The 18049-nt window shown below is 59.8% G+C and carries 15 protein-coding genes; 7 read left to right on the forward strand and 8 right to left on the reverse strand.

The genetic code is table 11. From position 1 onward, the window contains the following. Positions 1 to 58: 58 nt before the first annotated feature. The 4 genes from ACMGG9_RS19050 to ACMGG9_RS19065 form a co-directional block, all read right to left on the reverse strand. On the reverse strand, positions 59 to 2176 hold the full coding sequence (locus ACMGG9_RS19050) for a peptidase domain-containing ABC transporter (protein ID WP_197790779.1): 2118 nt from the start codon (positions 2174 to 2176) through the stop codon (positions 59 to 61). A gap of 19 nt (positions 2177 to 2195) precedes the next feature. After that, the gene (locus ACMGG9_RS19055) at positions 2196 to 3140 is read right to left on the reverse strand and encodes an ABC transporter (RefSeq protein ID WP_414161631.1); all 945 of its coding nucleotides are present in this window, start codon (positions 3138 to 3140) and stop codon (positions 2196 to 2198) included. Then, positions 3140 to 3805 carry a DsbA family protein gene (locus ACMGG9_RS19060; RefSeq protein ID WP_414161632.1) on the reverse strand — a complete coding sequence of 222 codons (666 nt, stop codon included), beginning with the start codon at positions 3803 to 3805 and terminating at the stop codon, positions 3140 to 3142. Before ACMGG9_RS19060 ends, ACMGG9_RS19055 begins: the two co-directional genes overlap by 1 nt. A gap of 171 nt (positions 3806 to 3976) precedes the next feature. Next, a complete protein-coding gene (locus ACMGG9_RS19065; protein WP_414161633.1) occupies positions 3977 to 4180 on the reverse strand; it encodes a DUF4762 family protein in 204 nt (67 codons plus the stop codon). A 425-nt stretch (positions 4181 to 4605) separates the two neighbouring features. On the opposite strand from ACMGG9_RS19065, the gene ACMGG9_RS19070 reads away from it, so the two are divergent. From ACMGG9_RS19070 to lldD, 3 genes are all read left to right on the forward strand, one after another. Continuing rightward, a complete protein-coding gene (locus ACMGG9_RS19070; RefSeq protein ID WP_033652155.1) occupies positions 4606 to 5526 on the forward strand; it encodes a LysR family transcriptional regulator in 921 nt (306 codons plus the stop codon). Positions 5527 to 5849: 323 nt separating this feature from the next. Beyond that, on the forward strand, positions 5850 to 7433 hold the full coding sequence (locus tag ACMGG9_RS19075) for an L-lactate permease (RefSeq protein ID WP_223085256.1): 1584 nt from the start codon (positions 5850 to 5852) through the stop codon (positions 7431 to 7433). A gap of 42 nt (positions 7434 to 7475) precedes the next feature. Then, on the forward strand, positions 7476 to 8615 hold the full coding sequence (gene lldD, locus ACMGG9_RS19080) for an FMN-dependent L-lactate dehydrogenase LldD (protein ID WP_117188176.1): 1140 nt from the start codon (positions 7476 to 7478) through the stop codon (positions 8613 to 8615). A 1-nt stretch (position 8616) separates the two neighbouring features. Here lldD and ACMGG9_RS19085 read toward each other — a convergent pair whose 3' ends face one another. After that, positions 8617 to 9426 carry a MoaF C-terminal domain-containing protein gene (locus ACMGG9_RS19085; RefSeq protein WP_342192890.1) on the reverse strand — a complete coding sequence of 270 codons (810 nt, stop codon included), beginning with the start codon at positions 9424 to 9426 and terminating at the stop codon, positions 8617 to 8619. A 36-nt stretch (positions 9427 to 9462) separates the two neighbouring features. After that, entirely contained in the window at positions 9463 to 10728 is a 1266-nt protein-coding gene (locus ACMGG9_RS19090) for an MFS transporter (RefSeq protein ID WP_046687745.1), read from the reverse strand. A gap of 670 nt (positions 10729 to 11398) precedes the next feature. Here ACMGG9_RS19090 and ACMGG9_RS19095 point away from each other — a divergent pair. Both ACMGG9_RS19095 and ACMGG9_RS19100 read left to right on the forward strand, forming a co-directional pair. After that, positions 11399 to 12316 (forward strand): TIGR03571 family LLM class oxidoreductase, encoded by a 918-nt coding sequence (locus ACMGG9_RS19095; RefSeq protein ID WP_046687746.1) that lies wholly within the window; start codon positions 11399 to 11401, stop codon positions 12314 to 12316. A gap of 158 nt (positions 12317 to 12474) precedes the next feature. Continuing rightward, the gene (locus ACMGG9_RS19100; protein ID WP_414161634.1) at positions 12475 to 12906 is read left to right on the forward strand and encodes a VOC family protein; all 432 of its coding nucleotides are present in this window, start codon (positions 12475 to 12477) and stop codon (positions 12904 to 12906) included. Between the two features lie 6 nt (positions 12907 to 12912). Here the strand turns inward: ACMGG9_RS19100 and ACMGG9_RS19105 are convergent, their stop codons facing one another. Next, the gene (locus ACMGG9_RS19105) at positions 12913 to 14457 is read right to left on the reverse strand and encodes a BCCT family transporter (protein ID WP_042785300.1); all 1545 of its coding nucleotides are present in this window, start codon (positions 14455 to 14457) and stop codon (positions 12913 to 12915) included. A 158-nt stretch (positions 14458 to 14615) separates the two neighbouring features. On the opposite strand from ACMGG9_RS19105, the gene betI reads away from it, so the two are divergent. Next, a complete protein-coding gene (gene betI, locus ACMGG9_RS19110; protein ID WP_033644794.1) occupies positions 14616 to 15212 on the forward strand; it encodes a transcriptional regulator BetI in 597 nt (198 codons plus the stop codon). A gap of 9 nt (positions 15213 to 15221) precedes the next feature. Here betI and ACMGG9_RS19115 read toward each other — a convergent pair whose 3' ends face one another. Next, positions 15222 to 16991: an ABCB family ABC transporter ATP-binding protein/permease gene (locus tag ACMGG9_RS19115; protein ID WP_122017020.1), complete on the reverse strand. Its 1770-nt coding sequence runs from the start codon at positions 16989 to 16991 to the stop codon at positions 15222 to 15224. A 181-nt stretch (positions 16992 to 17172) separates the two neighbouring features. Here ACMGG9_RS19115 and ACMGG9_RS19120 point away from each other — a divergent pair, with 181 nt between their 5' ends. After that, positions 17173 to 18030 (forward strand): AraC family transcriptional regulator, encoded by an 858-nt coding sequence (locus ACMGG9_RS19120; RefSeq protein ID WP_414161635.1) that lies wholly within the window; start codon positions 17173 to 17175, stop codon positions 18028 to 18030. Positions 18031 to 18049: the final 19 nt, after the last annotated feature.

The raw sequence follows: 18049 nt of genomic DNA on the forward strand, positions 1-18049 counted from the left end.
CCCCCCCAACACGATCGCCACCAGCGCCACACGCCGCCAGCGTTTCTTTCCGGGCACGTCACTCCACCTCAGCACAGTCATTCATCCTGGTGTCGACGGCGGCCAACAACCGGCCCTGCGACAAATGCAGCACCCGATCAAACAACGGCAGCAGCCGCGGGTTATGCGTCACGGTCACCAGGGTTTTACCCTTCTCGCGGCAATGCGCTACCAGAGCCGACATCACCGCCGCAGCGGTTTTTTCATCCAGATTCGCCGTCGGTTCATCCAGCACCAACACCGGACAACGGCTGTACATGGCACGCGCCAGCAACAGACGCTGCCGTTGCCCCAGCGACAGCCCGGCATGGCTCTCTCGCACCAGAGCGTTCACGCCTCCGGGCAGCTGCGCCACCGCATCCGCCAGCCCCAAACTGCATAGCGCCTGTTCCACTTGTCTCTGCTGGCCCGGCGCCGACGGGGCGAACAGCGTGACGTTTTGCAACACCGAGGCATTGAACAGAATGTCCTCCTGGCTTTGCAGGAAGAACAGCCGCTGCGCGGCGGCGTTAGCCAGCACGCGGCCATCCAGCGTCAGTTCCCCCCGCTGCGGCGTCAACAGACAGGCGAGCACCTTCAGCAAGGTGCTCTTGCCCGCGCCGGAACCGCCGCAGATGGCGATACACTCGCCCCGTTCCAGCGTCAGCGACAGGTCGCGCAAAACCGGTTGGCCGGCGTCGTACGCGAAGCTCACCCCCCGATACGCCAACTGCACATCAAAATGGTTCACGCTTTCTTCGCCAGACCCGGTACGCAGAGATACGGCAGGAAACAGATCCCGCGCGCGCTCATCGATCACGTGCAGTTGGTTTTTCTGCAGGACGGCAAAAAAGATCTTGCTGGTGTAAGAGGTAAAAATTTCGCGCAGAAAGCTGTAGGCGAAGAATGCCCCCAGACTGAGTTCGCCACCCTTTAGCAGCGGCAGCGCCAGCAGCATGAACACCACCATTTCCAGGCTGCCAATCAGTTGATAAATGCTGCCCTTGACCTGCTCATAGACTTTTTGCCGCTGCAGGCAGTTGAACAGCGAACGGGCATGCTCGGCAAAGCCCTCTTGCCGCTGGCCGGCGAGCCCGGCGGACTTGATGGTCGAAAACCCCTGAATGGTTTCCAGAATAAAATCATTCTGCGCCGCCCCTCTCACCTGCAGCTGCTGGGTGAAGTGGCGATCGCGATAAATGGCCCAAACGCTGATCGCCCCCATCAGCAGTACGCCGGCAATCGGCACCAGCGCCAACATCGGGCTCAAATAGCCCATCACCGCCAGCGCGATAGCAGCGATGATCCAGTCGGTGCGCAGGCCGTTATCCAGCTCGATTTTCTGGCCGGCGGCCATCTGCCAGCTGGTGAAACGACTGAAAATCTCGCCGGGCGCGCGCTTGCTGAAGAAATTCAGCGAATTTTCCAGCAGGCGGGAAAACCCGGCGGCGCCGTGCAGCAACACGAAGTTTTTGATAAAACGCTCGGTGATGATGCGCGCCATCAGGGCCAGCGCCGTGGATGCCACAAACGCCAGCAGATAGTAGGCGTAAGGAAACGCGACCTCACCGGCCATGGCGAACACCTGATTGATCGCGCTGGCGACCATCATCGGCATGATGAACAGCGTCAGCGAGATAAGAAACGTCATCGCCGCCAGGCGATAAATGCCGGCGATGCCGGCGGTATCCTTCAGGCTTAAACTGGCGAAAGCACCGCGTCGGTGGCTCCGCACGGCGGGGGTGGTGGACGGTAAATCATCGCGATCGAGCACCAATGCGTAGCCGCTGATTTCCGCCTTCAGGGCGGCGTAAGGCAGCAGCTGTTGCCCCAACGCCGGATTCATTACGCACACGTAACCGCCCTGACGATATGCCAGCAGTACATAGTGGCCCGCGCCGTAATGCAGAATCGCCGGTAAAGGCAGCGCCGCCAGATCCCGGTGCTCGAACGCCACCGGATAAGCCGGCAACGCCAGCTCCCCTAAAATGGCGCACAGCGTCGCCAGCGAAGTGCCGTGTTGCGAAGCGGGGTAACGCTCACGCAGTTCCGTCAATGGCGCGCGAACGCCCTGCGTTTCCGCCAGCATGGCGATGCAGGCCAGCCCGCACTCATTGATTTCGCTCTGCAAGACCGGCGTAGGGAGGGTGTTTTCCATGCGTAGTGATATCCCTGACTTATTCGTTGATAAAAAATAGAGAGTGCGAATGCCACAGCAACCAATCATCCGCATGTCGCCACAGGGTGCGCTCGACGATCGCCGGCACGGCGCGGCCGACCAGCTCTGTGGCAATCGGTTCTTCTATGTGAATGCGAACGCCGCGATCGTAATAAAGCGAATAGCACACCACTCGAGCCCGCATCGCTCGGGATAATCGAACGATGCCGCTATGCAAATGCGCTGGCCGGTTGAACAAACGGCAAGCCAGTTTGGCCGAGGTGTCCCGGGTGCTGTTCAAGGTGTAATCCGGCGTGATGTCCGGGAAGAGGATGATGTTGCGCCGATGCTCCGTCGCCTCCAGCAGCGCCTGCGACAAGGTGCCGGCAATATGCCGGGGATCGTCGTGAATCGAGCAATAGTCGAGCCGCTGCCGCCATTCCCCCTCAGGCGCTCGCCGCGCTAACGTCTGTGCGTCGCCGGAAACGATCACCGTTGCCCGCCCGGGATAAACGCCCGCGCCGACCAGCGTCGCCAGCACATCGGAAACCGTGTGCATCGGCGCCAACAACACCGGCACCCCGGCGCGATGCAGCGGCTCCACCACCTGATTGAGCTGTGAGGTGCACTGCGCCAAATGCTCCATCAACGCGGCGTTGCGGGCCTGGATCGCCGCCAAATCCAGCCATTGTCGCCGCTGCATCAGCCAGGCGAAGTCCAGCCTGCCGTCGCCCAACAGGCTTTGGCGATTCGCCTCAGCGACCGCTTGCCGGTGGCGAAAACGGCGTTGCTGCAGACCCCACCTCAACCGCCTCTGCATCTTTAGCCACAGGCGATAATCCACGCGCCGCAGCAGAGCGCACGTCAGACTCCGGCTCACCCCGGTGCGGACAGCCGAGAGACGCGCCACGGCGTCCAGGCCGTTACGCCAGGCCAGATAACCCCGAACCGCGAGCAGGCGCATCAGGGGGCCAGCGGCTTATCGTGCTGCAACAGCGACAGCAGTTGCTGGCTGAAAGCGGAAAACTCGCGGTCTTGCAACGCCAGCCATTTGCGATTGACGATAAAGCTGGGGGTCGCGTTGACCTGGTAATAGCGGCTTACCGCCGTCATATACGCCAACAGTTCCTTGACCCGCTCTGAATCTCTGGTCCGCTGATAGGCGGCCTCGTCGATGCCGTTGGCCACCAACCAGGCGCTGAGTTGCTTTTCATCCGCCAGATTGAGGTTTTCTTTGATAATGGCGCGGTAAGCGGCGGGACGATGCTGCGCCTCGATCCCCATGACCGTCAGGGTGGCGAAGAGGGGCGCAAAGGCCGCCATGCCGGCGTGATCGTCGTCGCTGAGATGCAGGCGCACCAATTTGGCTCCCGCCGGTAAGCGTTTTTCCAGCTCGGCCACGCCGCTTTCGTTAACTTCACAATAGTGGCAGGCGTAAGAGAAGACTTCGACAATGGCGTTATCGTCTTGCAATGGGCTTTGCTCTATTTTTTCCGGAGAGATAAAACTCAGGCTTTCCGCCGACGGCGAGGCCATAACGTAATGCTGGAAATAAAGCGAGGTCAAAAAAGAAGAGGCGAAAATAATGACGAGCGTGTAACTAAAAAACAGCAAAGGACGTTTATACATAGCAGCCGCATCCTGCGCATAAATAAATGCTCACTTGAGCATGAGCGTTATAAATCAGAAAGGGAGATTGACGGTTCAACGATAAAAAAGGAATTCATCTCCGTTATCAGGCGGTGCGCGCAAGCGCCCCGCCTGTCCATCACTAACCTAACTGCAAGCGTTCAGCTCGCATCAGCTCGGGATTGTCGGCGTGGAAGGGCAGCTCGCCACCGGCGCCGGACGATAGTTTTTGGTCACGCCGCCAAACTTATCGGAACAGGTGGTCACCAGTTGGCAAGTGCGGTTATTGCCACCGCCCACCCAGGCAAATTCCTTGGTACACACAAAAGTACCGCCGACGATGTTTTCCGCTTCAGACAGGTTGATTTTCTTCATTACAATATCCTTATATATATTAAAATATAAACACACTACCCATCACTCTGCCTGCAAGACAGAGTAATTCTTCAATACATTGAAAAACATTTAATTGATAACAATGAGAGCGCTGCGGGAAAAAGAATAGCCCTCTCACACAAGCAGATCAATACAATTATTTACACTACACCGCAGGCTTAGTGGAATAAGTAACGTTTGATATAAGGATTATTCTAATTTAATTGCTTATAAAAACATGAAAGTTAATTTCACCCCCGGAATAGCCACGATTTATTTGAAGGATAATTCTCAGTTTAAGAGGTAATTAACCAAGAAAATTTCAGATCCGACCAGTTAACCGGCGCTGGAAACAGGCTGAAAAGATTGCTTCCTGCCGCGCCGGACTTACACTGGGCAACAGGACTCTCACTCTTAGGATGCCCATGCTCGCGACTCACGAATACGCCAACGACTTGATTCTGTTTGCCCTGATTGTCGACTGCGGCTCGTTCAGCAAGGCGGCGGAGAGCGCCGGCATTACCAGTTCGGTGGTCAGCAAACGCATCGGGCGGTTGGAAAAATCGCTCGGCGCCCGGCTGATGTACCGCACCACCCGCAGCCTGACGCTGACCGAAAGCGGCCAGGCGCTCTACCAGCAGGCCAAGGAGATCGGCGCCAAAGTGCAGGAAGCGCTGTACGCCGTCAGCGAAAAGAGCGAAGAGCTGACCGGCACCATTCGCATGTCGGTGCCGACCATTTCGGGTGAGCTGCTGCTGAGTGAAAGCGTGGCGGAGTTTTGCGCTCAGCACCCCAGCCTGAAGGTCGAGATGCGGCTGGAAAACCGCTTCGTTGATCTGGTGGAAGAAGGCATCGATCTGGCGATCCGTACCGGCACCATGCCGGACTCCAGCCTGATTGCGCGGCCGATCTTCGATTCCCGCTGGGTGATCGTCTGCTCGCCGGGCTATCTGGAGAACCACCCGGAGCCGCGCAATCCCGACGATCTGCTTAGCCACAACTGCCTGACCTATACCTATCAAGAGAGCGGCACCGCCAACTGGCTGATGAAGCGGCCAGGGCGCAACGAAATCTACGAGCTGCAGGTTGACGGCAACCTGTCGGCCAATAATGCGCGGGCGATCCGCAAAGCGGTGATCGGCGGCCACGGCATCGCCATGGTGCCGCGCTGCATGGTGTACGAAGATTTGCAGGACGGCAAACTGACGGAGATCCTGGCCGGCCACTGCGGCAAGGTATTGGGCATTTACGCCGTCTACCCTTATACCCGCAATCTGCCGTTAAAAACTCGCCTGCTGATCGAACATATCATCGGTTCCTATCAAAATATCAGTCACTACTTTTAAGTTTCCACTCCTGATTATTTCCACGCGTCGTAAAGTACCGCGTGGATTACCGCATTTTTGGACATGAACTCGTGAACATTAACGCCTAATTAATGTGATCCAGCGCATTCATTACACAACATAAAAACCCATCCAATTGATTTTAAATCAATTTAATTCAGCCTCAACAGCCGGCATTTTTCCCGCCGCCGGCGCCATTCGCCGATGTTAAAAAATTATCGCGTGGCATCATCGCCAACGTTGTGATTAGAATGAAAATGTTGCGGCAATTAACCTTTCAGTTACATATCTCTGCCCATAAAAATAATAACCCTGAGGATCTTATGCCCCTGCTTTTCAGTATTGCGCCCATCGTCCTGCTGATATGGATGATGACCAAAAGGAATGGCGTGCCCTCTTATCTGGCCCTGCCGCTGACGGCCGCCGTGGTATATGCCCTGCAGCTCTGGTGGTTCGATGCCTCACTGCGGCTGCTGCATGCCAATATCATCACCGCGCTGGTCTCGACGCTGACGCCGATCACCATCATTGCCGGCGCCATTCTGCTCAACAAACTGATGCAGATAAGCGGTGCGGAAAACGTGGTGCGCCGCTGGTTGGAAACCGTTAGCCCCAACCCGGTGGCCCAACTGATGATTATCGGCTGGGCGTTCGCCTTTATGATCGAGGGCGCCAGCGGCTTCGGCACTCCGGCCGCCATCGCCGCGCCGATTCTGGTCGGGCTGGGCTTCAACCCGCTGCGCGTCGCCCTGCTGACGCTGGTGATGAACTCGGTACCGGTCTCCTTCGGCGCCGTGGGCACCCCCACCTGGTTCGGCTTCGCCAACCTCGGCCTGTCGGACGCCAGCCTGCTGGAGATCGGCCGGCAAAGCGCGCTGATCCACGTTGTCGCCGGCTTCGTCATTCCTCTGCTGGCGCTGCGCTTTATCGTTTCCTGGCAGGATATCCGCCGCAACCTGCCGTTTATCTTGCTCAGCGTGCTGAGCTGCACCGTCCCCTATCTGCTGCTGGCCCAGGTGAACTATGAATTCCCGGCGCTGGTCGGCGGCGCTCTCGGCCTGGCGCTGTCGGTGCTGCTGGCGCGCGGCGGCATTGGCCTCGCCCGCGCGGAAAAACCGCAGAGCGCCGCACAGGCGGTGCGGTTCATGCAGGTGGTCAAGGCGATGACGCCGACCCTGCTGCTGATTGCTATCCTGATAGTGACGCGCATTCACCAGTTGGGCCTCAAGGCGCTGCTCAACACCACCACGCTGCTGTGGCAGGAAAACCTCGGCTGGCTCGGGGAGCTGCGCATCAGCCAGGCGCTGATCGTCGAACTGCGGCAGGTGCTGGGCACCTCCGCCGCGGCCGGTTACAAAACGCTGTATGTCCCGGCGCTGATCCCGTTCCTGCTGGTGGTGGTGTTGTGCATTCCGCTGTTCCGTCTGAATGGCGGCCAGGTGCGGCAAATGTTCAGCGAAACCGGCGGGCGCATCACTCGCCCCTTTATCGCCCTGTTCGGCGCGCTGGTCATGGTCAATCTGATGATGCTGGGCGGCGACAACGCGCCGGTGATCCTGATCGGGAAAGCGTTGGCGGCGCTGACCGGCGACAGCTGGCTGCTGTTCTCTTCGTTCCTCGGCGCGCTGGGCTCGTTCTTCTCCGGTTCCAACACCGTTTCGAACCTGACGTTCGGCGGCATTCAGCAATCGATCGCCCAGAGCAGCGGCCTCGACGTCAATCTGACGCTGGCCTTGCAGTCCGTCGGCGGCGCCATGGGCAACATGGTATGCCTGAACAACATTATCGCGGTCTGTTCGATCCTGGGGATCGGCAACGCCGAAGGCAAAATCATCAGAAAGACCGCGCTGCCGATGCTGGCGTACGGTGGGATCGCGGCCGCTATGGCGGCGATCCTCTCGCTCTGACTGACAACCCGTTATTTGCAAGAAGACAAGAAGGTAAACACTATGATCATCTCCGCGTCAACCGACTACCGGGCCGCCGCCCAGGCCAAACTGCCGCCGTTTCTGTTTCACTACATCGACGGCGGGGCCTACGCGGAGCATACGCTGAAGCGCAATACCGCAGATCTGGCCGATATTGCCTTGCGCCAGCGCGTGCTGCGCAATATGTCCGAACTCAGCCTGGAGACCACGCTGTTCGGCGAGCAGCTGGCGATGCCGGTGGCGCTGGGGCCGGTGGGGCTGACCGGCATGTACGCCCGCCGCGGCGAAGTGCAGGCCGCGCGCGCCGCGGCCAAAAAAGGCATTCCGTTCACGCTGTCCACCGTGTCGGTCTGCCCCATCGAAGAGGTGGCCCCGGCGATCGATCGGCCGATGTGGTTCCAGCTCTACGTGCTGAAAGACCGCGGCTTTATGCGCAACGCGCTGGAGCGCGCCAAAGCCGCCGGCGTGAAAACGCTGGTGTTCACCGTCGACATGCCGGTGCCCGGCGCCCGTTACCGCGACGCCCACTCGGGGATGAGCGGCCCCAACGCCGCCCTGCGCCGCGTGCTGCAGGCGTTTACCCATCCGCAGTGGGCCTGGGATGTCGGCCTGTTCGGCAAGCCGCACGATCTGGGCAACGTCTCGGCCTACCGCGGCAAACCGACCAGCCTGGAAGACTACATCGGCTGGCTGGGCGCCAACTTCGATCCGTCGATTTCCTGGAAAGATCTGGAGTGGATCCGCGAATTCTGGGACGGCCCGATGATCATCAAAGGCATTCTGGATCCGGAAGACGCCAAAGATGCGGTGCGCTTCGGCGCCGACGGCATCATCGTCTCCAACCACGGCGGCCGCCAGCTGGACGGCGTGCTGTCGACCGCGCGCGCCATGCCGGCGATCGCCGACGCGGTGAAAGGCGACATTACCTTACTGGCCGATTCCGGCATCCGCAGCGGCCTGGACGTGGTGCGCATGATCGCGCTGGGCGCCGACAGCGTGCTGCTGGGGCGCGCCTTCGTCTATGCGCTGGCGGCGGCCGGCGAAGCCGGGGTGGCTAACTTGCTGGATCTGATCGACAAGGAAATGCGCGTCGCCATGACGCTCACCGGCGCGAAAACCATTACGGAGATCAACGCCGGATCGCTGGTCAGAAACGCCTGACTCACAGCGGCTGCACGCCATCCGGATAAGCGTTGTAGCTCATCTTGCTGATGAAGGCCCCGGCCGGTGACACCAACACCCGGCCGGCGGCGTCCAACCCGAGGAAGGTGCCGGTGCAGCGCCCGGAGATAAAGTCGAAGAAGAACACCGAGCACACCGGGATAATCTTTTCCCGGAAGGTGAACAGGAACATCTCGTCCTCAAACTTGTAGTAAGTGGCGTAATCCATGTCGCCGTGCCCGAACTGCTCGCCGCGCAGGTTTTGCCAGGCGTAACGCTCGGTGTTGACGTAGAAGTGCTCATAGTAATGGTTGGGGCTGTAAACGTTCAGCGTGCGATAACCGATCAGCTCGCGGGTCAAATGCGGCGCGATGCCGCCCGGCGTGACGCCGGCAATCAGCCCAACGTGGAAGCTTTGCTTGAGGCGGGATCCCTTTTCCACCGTTTGTTCGGGCAACAGCGTGCTGCGCACCAGCAGCGCCCGGCCGCTGTCGCGGTTGAGCACCAGCGTCAGGCATTCGTTGCCCGGCGACTGCAGCGGAATATTGAAGAAATAGCGCGCGGCGGAGGTTTGCACCTCTTCGTAAGCGTCCTCACCGCTCTCCCCTCCCCAGGCCCACAGCACCCGTTGCCGGTCGGCGCTGAAACGCAGCGTGATGTCCCCGCCGTCTTCAAAGGCGATCTGCAGCGTTTTGCCGCGCCAGTCCTGGGTACTCGGCAACCGGTTGGTATCGATGCCGCGCGCGAAATCGTCGTAATTCTTCCAGTCCGGTTCGGCATTTTGATTCAGTACGGATGATTCTGCTGACATCTTCGCTCTCCTTGATTGAATGGGATAAAACTCGTCTCAAACGTCGGCGACACCCGCCGGCTTCACCGCTCGGCGGTTCACCACGGCAGGGGCGGTTTCATCGAGAAAACAACTCAGTACCCCGGCGCACACGGCGCCGGCGGCTGCCAGCCACATTACGCTGACCAGGCCGTAGCGATCGGCGATCAGCCCGGCGATAAACGGTGCCAGGCAGCCGCCAATCACCTCGCCGATCCCCATCACCAGCCCCAACGCGGTGGCGATACGCGCCGGCGATACCGTTTCCGACGGGATGGTGGCCATAAACAGCGTGAAACAGCCAAGGCCGGTATAAGACAGGAACACCAGCACGCCCAGCAGCCACGGATTGGCGACGTAGCTCAGGAACAGCGGGCAGCACACCGCCAGCAGCGAAAAGAAAATCAGCGTCGGTTTGCGCCCGAGGCGATCGGAGATCGCCGGTACCGCCACGCCCCAGAAGACCCAGGCGGCGCCGATGGCGCTCATGATGCCGCCCATCGTGCCTTCACCGAAGCCACGGTCGGTCACCAAAAAGTTAGGGGTGAAGGTTATGATGATCATGAACCAGGTGACGAACACGCAGGAGATCAGAATGCACAGCGCCACGTTCTTGATTTTGAACAGCTCGCCGTAAGCGGCCTTGCCCGCCGGCTTACCGGCCGCCGGCGCGGCGCTGAAAGCGGGATCCTTTTTGCCGTTCACATAGCGATAGATCAGCCACGCCAGAATAATGCCCGGCACGGCGGTCAGGTGAAATGCCATGCTCCATCCCCACTTCTGCGCCAGATAGATGATCAGCGGCGGCGCGATGATGCCGCCCAACAGCCCCGGCGCCGCGCCCTGGATCAATCCCATGTTGAAACCGCGGCGCTGCGGCTGCGATCTTTCCACCATCAACGATTGCGCGATCGGCAATACCGGCCCCTCTGCAATCCCCATCAGCGCCCGGAAGATCAATAACATGGCAAACCCGCTGACCAGCCCCGACAGCGCGGAGAACAGCGAAAACACTAAGATGGACAGGATCAGCATCGGTTTACGGATATTAAAGCGATCGGCTATCGCCCCCAACCCGGCGCCGGACAGCGCCCAGGTTAGCGCCAACACCGCCGACAGCGTGCCGAGATGCACGTTGCTGAGCTTGAGGTCGGCGGCAATCATCGGAAACAGAAACGAGATGGTCAGACGATCGACGAACACGCAGCCGAACACGAAAAACAAAATAATCAGCAACCGGTTCTCTTCACTCAATGCTCTGCGTGCCGCTGGCGATGTATTCATAGCGTCATTTGTCCATAAGTTAACTTATGAATGGCGACCCGCCATGGCATAAGTGTGTTAAGCGCTCGGCCAAGAGAGAAATTGGCCCTCCGTCACGACAACAACTCATTAACATGTTAATGACATAAAATTATCGCAAGCCGGCGGTCTGTCAACCAGCGCTCTTCGAGAGACAAATAAAATTCTGAACGGGTACTATTTCAATATCGCATTATCACCTTCAGGTTATTTATCCTTCTGTTATTGATAAATATAAAATAATGTCCGGTACTTTCTTGCGATTAAAAAAAGCCTGTTTGCGCGTTATTTGCGAATAATCCCATCGATGACGCTTCAGGCTTATTAATTTTTTATCGGCATTGAATGATCCCCGCTCGCGCTTCAGAGCCATTTTTATCTATTGAATCATCTCGTTTTATTTTAAGGCCGCAGAAAAAACTAACTCTTACGAGGGAAAGGCCAACGGCGGGGTTATATAACCTCGTCTGGACAATAACAAAAGCGCAGAGCGTGACGTAAATCACGACAAATATGCCGTATCCTGCAAAGCAATTATGCTCGCAACAGCAATTATCTATTGCGATTAGGGCTGTTTATCTCAATTAAGCGCCATGCAACACTTCGTGCCATCGTTCGACACCGCGCCGCAAGGCCTGAGACGGAGTGACACATGAGCATCGAAAAATTAACCCGGGAGCCGCTTTCCATCGGCATCGAGTTGCCGCTGGACAACGATTGGTCCACCAGCGGGCAGCTGAAACGCCAGCAGGACGGGCGGCCGTTCGGCGTGCCGGACATGAGCGAACACGCTGCGCGCATCAAGCTGGCCGATGAGCTCGGCTTTCGCGCCGCCTGGGTTCGCGACGTGCCGCTGTATGATCCGGACTTCGGCGACGCCGCGCAGGTGTTTGAGACCTTTACCTACCTCGGCTACCTGTCCAGCCTGACGCGCAATATTCTGCTCGGTACCGCGGCCGTGGTGCTGCCGCTGCGGCAGCCGTGGCTGGTGCGCAAAGCGGCTTCCACGCTGCAAACGCTGAGCGGCGATCGTCTGTTGCTCGGCGTCGCCAGCGGCGATCGCCCCGTGGAGTACCCGCTGTTCGGCGCCGATTACGCCGCGCGCGGTGAAAGCTTCCGCGCCAGCGTCGGCATTCTCAAAGGGGAAGCCGACAGCGCGCTGCAACCGGGACTGCGCCTGCTGCCGGCCACGCCGCCGCCGCCGCTGCTGGTCGCCGGGCTGGCGCAACAAACGCCCGAGTGGGTGGGGAAAAATATGGATGGCTGGCTGTCGTATCCCGGCACGCCTGCGGACCATGTTTCGCGGGTCAAACTCTGGCGCAACGTAGCCGGTGACAAGCCCTACGTCAGCTTTATTCATCTCGACCTCACCGATAACGCCGACGCGCCGATTCAGCGCCATCGCTTCGGCATCAAGAGCGGCCGCAATGGATTAATTCAGGAACTGAGCGCCATGCGTGACGCCGGGGTCAATCACATCGGCCTGCATTTTCGCCGCAACCAGCGGCCGCTGGAAGAGACGATGCAGGAGATCGGCCAACTGGTGTTACCGGAATTCCATCGCGCCTGACGCCCGCTTTAGCCCGCTATTCCGACCTGAGCGGGTCTTTGCCCCGTTACCGGGGCTTTTTTATTTCCGCCGCTGCTGGTTCATAACAACTCGGTCTAATCCCTGCCGTCAAACGGCGGCATGATGACAAGGAAACGAGCCACCATGAGGAATGAGCAATGACGGCAAAACTGACAGAAGCAGGCTTTTGGCGCAAAACCGCCGACTCTTCATCGCTGCGCGAGCCGCGCGTGCTGATCCGGGTCTACGTCAACGAAGGCGAGATTGACCGCGCCATCGCGTTTTACGAGCAGCTGCACGGCGTGGAAGCGGATATGCATTTCGACTTCCCCGAGCATCGGCTGGTGCTGGCGGCGGTGGGGCCATTTCTGATCCTGGAAGGCTCGGAAGAAAACCTGCGTCCTTTTCGCAGCACCGTCGGCACGTTGCTGGTCGATGACATTTATCCCTACCACCAGCGGCTACAGGCCGCCGGCGCCGATATCTTCTTTGGCCCGGTGGAAGTGCCCACCGGCGCCTGTTTCAATGCGCGCCTGCCGGATGGCACGATTATCGAATACGTGCATCATCGGCCGCGCGCGGACGAATAAGCCGCCTCAGGGGAGCGCCGGCTTCATGGCGTAGCCGCGCAGATCCTTGCGCAGGCTGAGCATGTACAGCACGATCACCGCCGAGAAAGGCAAGCCGCACAGCACCACGGCAGTCTGCATCGCGCTGAAACTGCCGGCGTACAGCAGCCCGGCGCACACCAGCGTGGTGACCGCCGCCCAGAACACCCGGAGCCAGGCCGGCGCGTCATCGTGGGCGGAACCGCCCTGGCAGGACAGATTCGCTATCATCAGCGTGCCGGAGTCCACCGGCGTCAGGAACAGCACGAAGCTTATCACCACCACAAAACCGGCGGTCAGCTGGGTATAGGGCAGGTATTCGAACAGCTTGAACACCGCCATCGGCGGATCGCTTTGCGCCACCTGCCCCAGAATCGCTTGCCCGCCCTCCAGCACCAGACTGATGGCGGTATTGCCGAAGATCGACAGCCAAGCCAGCGTGAACCCCAGCGGGATCAGCAACACGCCGAAGATCAGTTCACGGATGGTACGGCCTTTGGAAATACGCGCGATAAACAGCCCGACAAACGGCGCCCACGCCACCCACCAGGCCCAATAGAACAGTGTCCAGGCGCCCTGCCACTGGCGCGCCTTGCCGTACAGATACATATCGAAGCTGCGGCTGACGAGCGAGGTCAGATAATCCCCAATGTTCTGCAACATGCCGTTGAGCAGGTTCAGCGTCGGGCCGGCCAGAAACACGAACAGCAACAGCAGGCACAGGAAGCCGACGTTGATGTTCGACAGCATCGCGATGCCCTTTTCGACGCCGGTGACCGCCGCCAGCGTGGCCACCACCATCATCACCACGATCAGCGCCAGCAGCACGCCGGTGCTTTGCGGGATGTCGAACAGGTAGAACAGCCCCGAGTTCACCAACAGCGCGCCGATCCCCAGGTTGGTCACCATCGAGATAACCGTCACCAGAATGCCGAAGCTGTCCACCAGATGGCCGACGCCGCCGTGGATGCGCTCGCCGAAGATCGGGTACAGCGCGGAACGCAGCGCCAGCGGCAAACCGCGACAATAAGCGAAATAGGCGAGCGCGGTGGCGATCAACGCATACAGCGCCCAACCGTGCAGCCCCCAGTGTAAAAAGGTTAGCGCCATCGCCTGCCGCGCCGCCTGTACGCTGCCGCCGTCGCCTTCCGGTGGCGACAGGAAGTGATCCAACGGCTCATAGGCGCCGTAATACACCAGCGCAATGCCGATGCCCGACGAGAACAGCATCGCCACCCAGGAGGGATAGCTAAACTGCGGCGGCTCATCATCCTGGCTGAGGCGAATATGGCCAAAGCGCGACAGCGCCAGCCAGAACACGAACACCATACAGGCGACCATCAACAGCATGTAATACCAGCCGAACACGTCGGCCACCCAACTTTGCGCGACATTCAGCCACTGTTTGCTGGCGGCGGGAAACAGCACAATCAGCGCCCCCAGCAGCAAGATCACCGCGGCTGAGCCGAAAAATACCGGGACATTCAATCTGACAGGTTCTTCGTCAAGCGATGGAGGAGTTTTTATTGTCATTGGCAGGCTTCCATGATGCGAAAGACAGACGATTTAAATGCAACTTTTAATTAACATTTTATCGTCATTTATTTGACATTTTCGCAGCATATAGAGTATTGATTGACCGTTCAATCAATCAAATTCAAAGTGTGATTTGCCTATCAGTTGGGGAAAATATGTACCGCAGAGACATTCCTGAGCAGCGCAAGGAGCAGTTGATTAACGCCGCCTTCGAAACCATCAGCGTGGTGGGGTTGGCCGGCGTCACCCTGTCGCAGGTGGCGAAAGAAGCCGGGCTGTCGACCGGCATCGTCAGCCACTATTTTGGCGATAAGGAGGGATTGTTGAGCGCGACCATGCGCAAGATCCTGCGCGATCTGCGCGACGCGGTGGCCGAGTGCCGCGCTCAGGCGGCGAGCGACAGCCAGTCGCAGCTGTGCGCCATCATTCAGGGCAACTTCCACCCCAGTCAAACCAACGCCATTTCCATGCGCGCCTGGCTCGACTTCTGGGCCGCCAGCATGCACCAGCCGGTGCTGCGCCGCCTGCAGCGCGCCAACGATCGGCGGCTCTATTCCAATATATGCAGCCAGTTCCGCCGCGAGCTGCCGCTGCAGCAGGCGCGCGACGCGGCGCGCGGGCTGGCGGCAATGATCGATGGGCTCTGGCTGCGCGGCAGCCTGGCCGGGGATGACACCGATCTGCAGCAGGATTACCGCATCGCCTGCGACTACGTGATACAACGGCTCAAGGCCGCGCCATCGATGGTGTGAACGGCAGCGTCAGCGCGGCTCCTGCTCTTCGCTGTACTGGGTTTGCCACATGGCGGCGTAGCGGCCGTTCGCCGCCAACAGCGCCTCATGCCCCCCGCGCTCGACGATCTCCCCCGCCTCCAGCACGATGATCTCATCGGCGTCCACCACGGTGGAGAGCCGATGGGCTATCACCAGCGTGGTGTGGTTGCGGCTCACCTCGCGCAGGTGCCCCTGGATTTCGCGCTCGGTCTGGGTATCCAGCGCGCTGGTCGCCTCGTCGAACACCAGGATGGCCGGATTTTTCAGGATGGTGCGCGCGATCGCCACCCGCTGCTTTTCACCGCCCGACAGCTTCAGCCCGCGCTCGCCCACCCGGGTGTCGTAACCGTCGGGCAGACCGACGATAAAATCATGGATATGCGCCAGCCGCGCCGCACGCTCGATTTCTTCATCGCTGGAGCCGGTTTTGCCATAGCCGATGTTGTAGCGCAGCGTATCGTTGAACAGCACCGTATCCTGCGGCACGATGCCGATCGCCTGCCGCAGACTGGCCTGGGTCAGTTGGCGAATGTCCTGGCCGTCGAGGGTAATGGCGCCGCCCTGCACGTCGTAAAAGCGAAACAGCAGGCGCGACAGCGTGGACTTGCCCGCGCCGGAGGCGCCGACCACCGCCACCGTGTGGCCCGCCGGAATGGTAAAGCTCACCTGCTTGAGGATCGGCCGACGCGTGTCGTAACCGAAGCTGACCGCGTCGAACCGCACTTCGCCGCGCTCGAGGCGCAGCGGCTGCGCATCCGGGCTATCGACGACCTCACGCTTTTCCTGCAGCAGATCGAACATGTTCTCCATGTCGATCAGCGCCTGGCGCACCTCCGAGTAGATAAAGCCGAAGAAGTTCAGCGGCTGGTACAGCTGCAGCAGGTAGGCGTTGACCAGCACGAAGTCGCCGACCGTCATCGTCCCCTGCGTAATGCCCTGCGCCGCCATGGCCATCATGACGATCAGCCCGATCGAGATAATGGCGGTTTGCCCCAGGTTGATCGCGGTAAAACTGAATTGGTTCTTGATGGCGGCGTATTCGTACAGCCGGCGCGACAGATCGAAGCGCTCAGCCTCGAACGCTTCATTGCCGAAGTACTTCACGGTCTCATAGTTCAGCAGGCTGTCGATGGATTTGCTGTTGGCGTCGGCGTTGGCCTTGTTGAGCTCGCGGCGAAAGCGGGTGCGCCAACTCACCGCCAGCACGGTGAACAGGATGTAGCAGCCGACCGTGGTCAGGATCGCCAACGCGAACCAGCCGTTCAGCATATGCCACATGATCGCCGTGACCAGCGTCAGCTCGAACAGGATCGGCACGATGGAGAACAACAATCGCGACAGCACCGTGGACACCGCCTGGGTGCCGCGCTCGATAGACAACGACAGCCCGCCGGTCTGGCGCTCCAGATGGAAGCGCAGGCTCAGCGCATGCAGCTGGCGAAACACCCGCACGCCCAACAGGCGCGTGGCGTTCTGGCTGACGTGGATAAACATCACGTTGCGCAGCTCCTCAAACAGCGCGCCGCCCACCCGCGCCACGCCGTAGGCGACGATCAGCCCCAGCGGCACCGCCAGCATTTTCGCCGTCTCGCCGCTCAGCGCATCGACCATCGCTTTGTAGGCCAGCGGCACCAGCGTGGTGCTGACCTTGGCCGCCACCATGAACACGAAGGCCACCACCAGATACCCCCGCAGCCGCGGGTTGTCTTTCGGCCACAGATAGGGCAGCAGGAATTTCAGCAAGCGGGAACGATCCATCATGTAATATTCATCTTCTCGGTCGGGCTCGCGGCGCATGGCCGCGCGGGGGTTATGAGTTTGGCCTGGCCGGCGGCGAACGCCGCAGCCATTCCGTTTTCCTGCGATGGCAACTCAGCATCATCCGTCAGGAGAAGCGGCGGCGACTCGGGCAAAGTTCAGGCATGGAGGAGACAATCACATGACCCAGACGTATGCAAAGCGCTTTGCGCAGGTCTTTGACTATATCGACCGCCACCTGGACGAGGCGCTTACCGTCGACAAGCTGAGCGAAGTGGCCCATTTTTCGCGCTTTCACTTTCAACGCCAGTTTAGCGCGTATTGCGGCATCTCGGTGTGGCGTTATATCCAGTGGATGAGGCTTAAACGCGCCTCTTACCGCCTGGCGTATAACCCGCTGGAGCCGGTGATTGACATCGCGCTGGACGCCGGCTTTCAAAACCCGGAGTCCTTCAGCCGCGCCTTCAAACAGGCGTTCAGCCAAACGCCGAGCCAGTTTCGCAAACAGCCGGCCTGGATCGATTGGCAGCAGCGCTTTCCCGAACCGAAACACAGAAGGAAACACCCCATGAAGGTAGACATTGTCGACTGCCCGGCCACGCCGGTGGCGATGCTCGAACATCGCGGCCCGTCCGCGCTGGTCAATGAAACCGCCGCGCGCTTTATCGAGTGGCGTAAAACCAGCGGCCTGTCGCCGGTCAGAAGCAGCCGCACGTACGGCATCGCGCCGCACGATCCGGCCACCACCGAAGCGCAGGACTTCCGCTTCTACCTCTGCGGGGAAGTCACGGCGCCGATCCCGGAGGACAACGCCTTCGGCGTGGTGAACAGCATGCTGCCGGCCGGACGCTGCGCGGTGCTGCGCCATCTCGGATCGCTGGATGGGCTCTCGGAAAGCGCCCGCTATCTCTACAGCAAGTGGTTGCCGGCCAGCGGCGAGGAGCTGCGCGACTTTCCGCTCTATTTCCACTACCACAACTTCGTGCACGAGGTAGCGGAATATGAACTGGTGACCGATCTTTATCTGCCGCTGAAATAGCTGACATCCGGCCCCGCAA

It is taken from the genome of Serratia sp. BNK-10 (assembly GCF_047456065.1).
In the GTDB taxonomy this organism is placed as follows: Bacteria; Pseudomonadota; Gammaproteobacteria; order Enterobacterales; family Enterobacteriaceae; genus Serratia; species Serratia ureilytica.

Excerpts from the sequence above, each read along its gene's own strand:
- ACMGG9_RS19050 (WP_197790779.1), bottom strand. The coding sequence starts at position 2,176 with ATGGAAAACACCCTCCCTACGCCGGTCTTGCAGAGCGAAATCAATGAG.
- ACMGG9_RS19055 (WP_414161631.1), bottom strand. The coding sequence starts at position 3,140 with ATGCGCCTGCTCGCGGTTCGGGGTTATCTGGCCTGGCGTAACGGCCTG.
- ACMGG9_RS19060 (WP_414161632.1), bottom strand. The coding sequence starts at position 3,805 with ATGTATAAACGTCCTTTGCTGTTTTTTAGTTACACGCTCGTCATTATT.
- ACMGG9_RS19065 (WP_414161633.1), bottom strand. The coding sequence starts at position 4,180 with ATGAAGAAAATCAACCTGTCTGAAGCGGAAAACATCGTCGGCGGTACT.
- ACMGG9_RS19070 (WP_033652155.1), top strand. The coding sequence starts at position 4,606 with ATGCTCGCGACTCACGAATACGCCAACGACTTGATTCTGTTTGCCCTG.
- ACMGG9_RS19075 (WP_223085256.1), top strand. The coding sequence starts at position 5,850 with ATGCCCCTGCTTTTCAGTATTGCGCCCATCGTCCTGCTGATATGGATG.
- lldD (WP_117188176.1), top strand. The coding sequence starts at position 7,476 with ATGATCATCTCCGCGTCAACCGACTACCGGGCCGCCGCCCAGGCCAAA.
- ACMGG9_RS19085 (WP_342192890.1), bottom strand. The coding sequence starts at position 9,426 with ATGTCAGCAGAATCATCCGTACTGAATCAAAATGCCGAACCGGACTGG.
- ACMGG9_RS19090 (WP_046687745.1), bottom strand. The coding sequence starts at position 10,728 with ATGAATACATCGCCAGCGGCACGCAGAGCATTGAGTGAAGAGAACCGG.
- ACMGG9_RS19095 (WP_046687746.1), top strand. The coding sequence starts at position 11,399 with ATGAGCATCGAAAAATTAACCCGGGAGCCGCTTTCCATCGGCATCGAG.
- ACMGG9_RS19100 (WP_414161634.1), top strand. The coding sequence starts at position 12,475 with ATGACGGCAAAACTGACAGAAGCAGGCTTTTGGCGCAAAACCGCCGAC.
- ACMGG9_RS19105 (WP_042785300.1), bottom strand. The coding sequence starts at position 14,457 with ATGACAATAAAAACTCCTCCATCGCTTGACGAAGAACCTGTCAGATTG.
- betI (WP_033644794.1), top strand. The coding sequence starts at position 14,616 with ATGTACCGCAGAGACATTCCTGAGCAGCGCAAGGAGCAGTTGATTAAC.
- ACMGG9_RS19115 (WP_122017020.1), bottom strand. The coding sequence starts at position 16,991 with ATGGATCGTTCCCGCTTGCTGAAATTCCTGCTGCCCTATCTGTGGCCG.
- ACMGG9_RS19120 (WP_414161635.1), top strand. The coding sequence starts at position 17,173 with ATGACCCAGACGTATGCAAAGCGCTTTGCGCAGGTCTTTGACTATATC.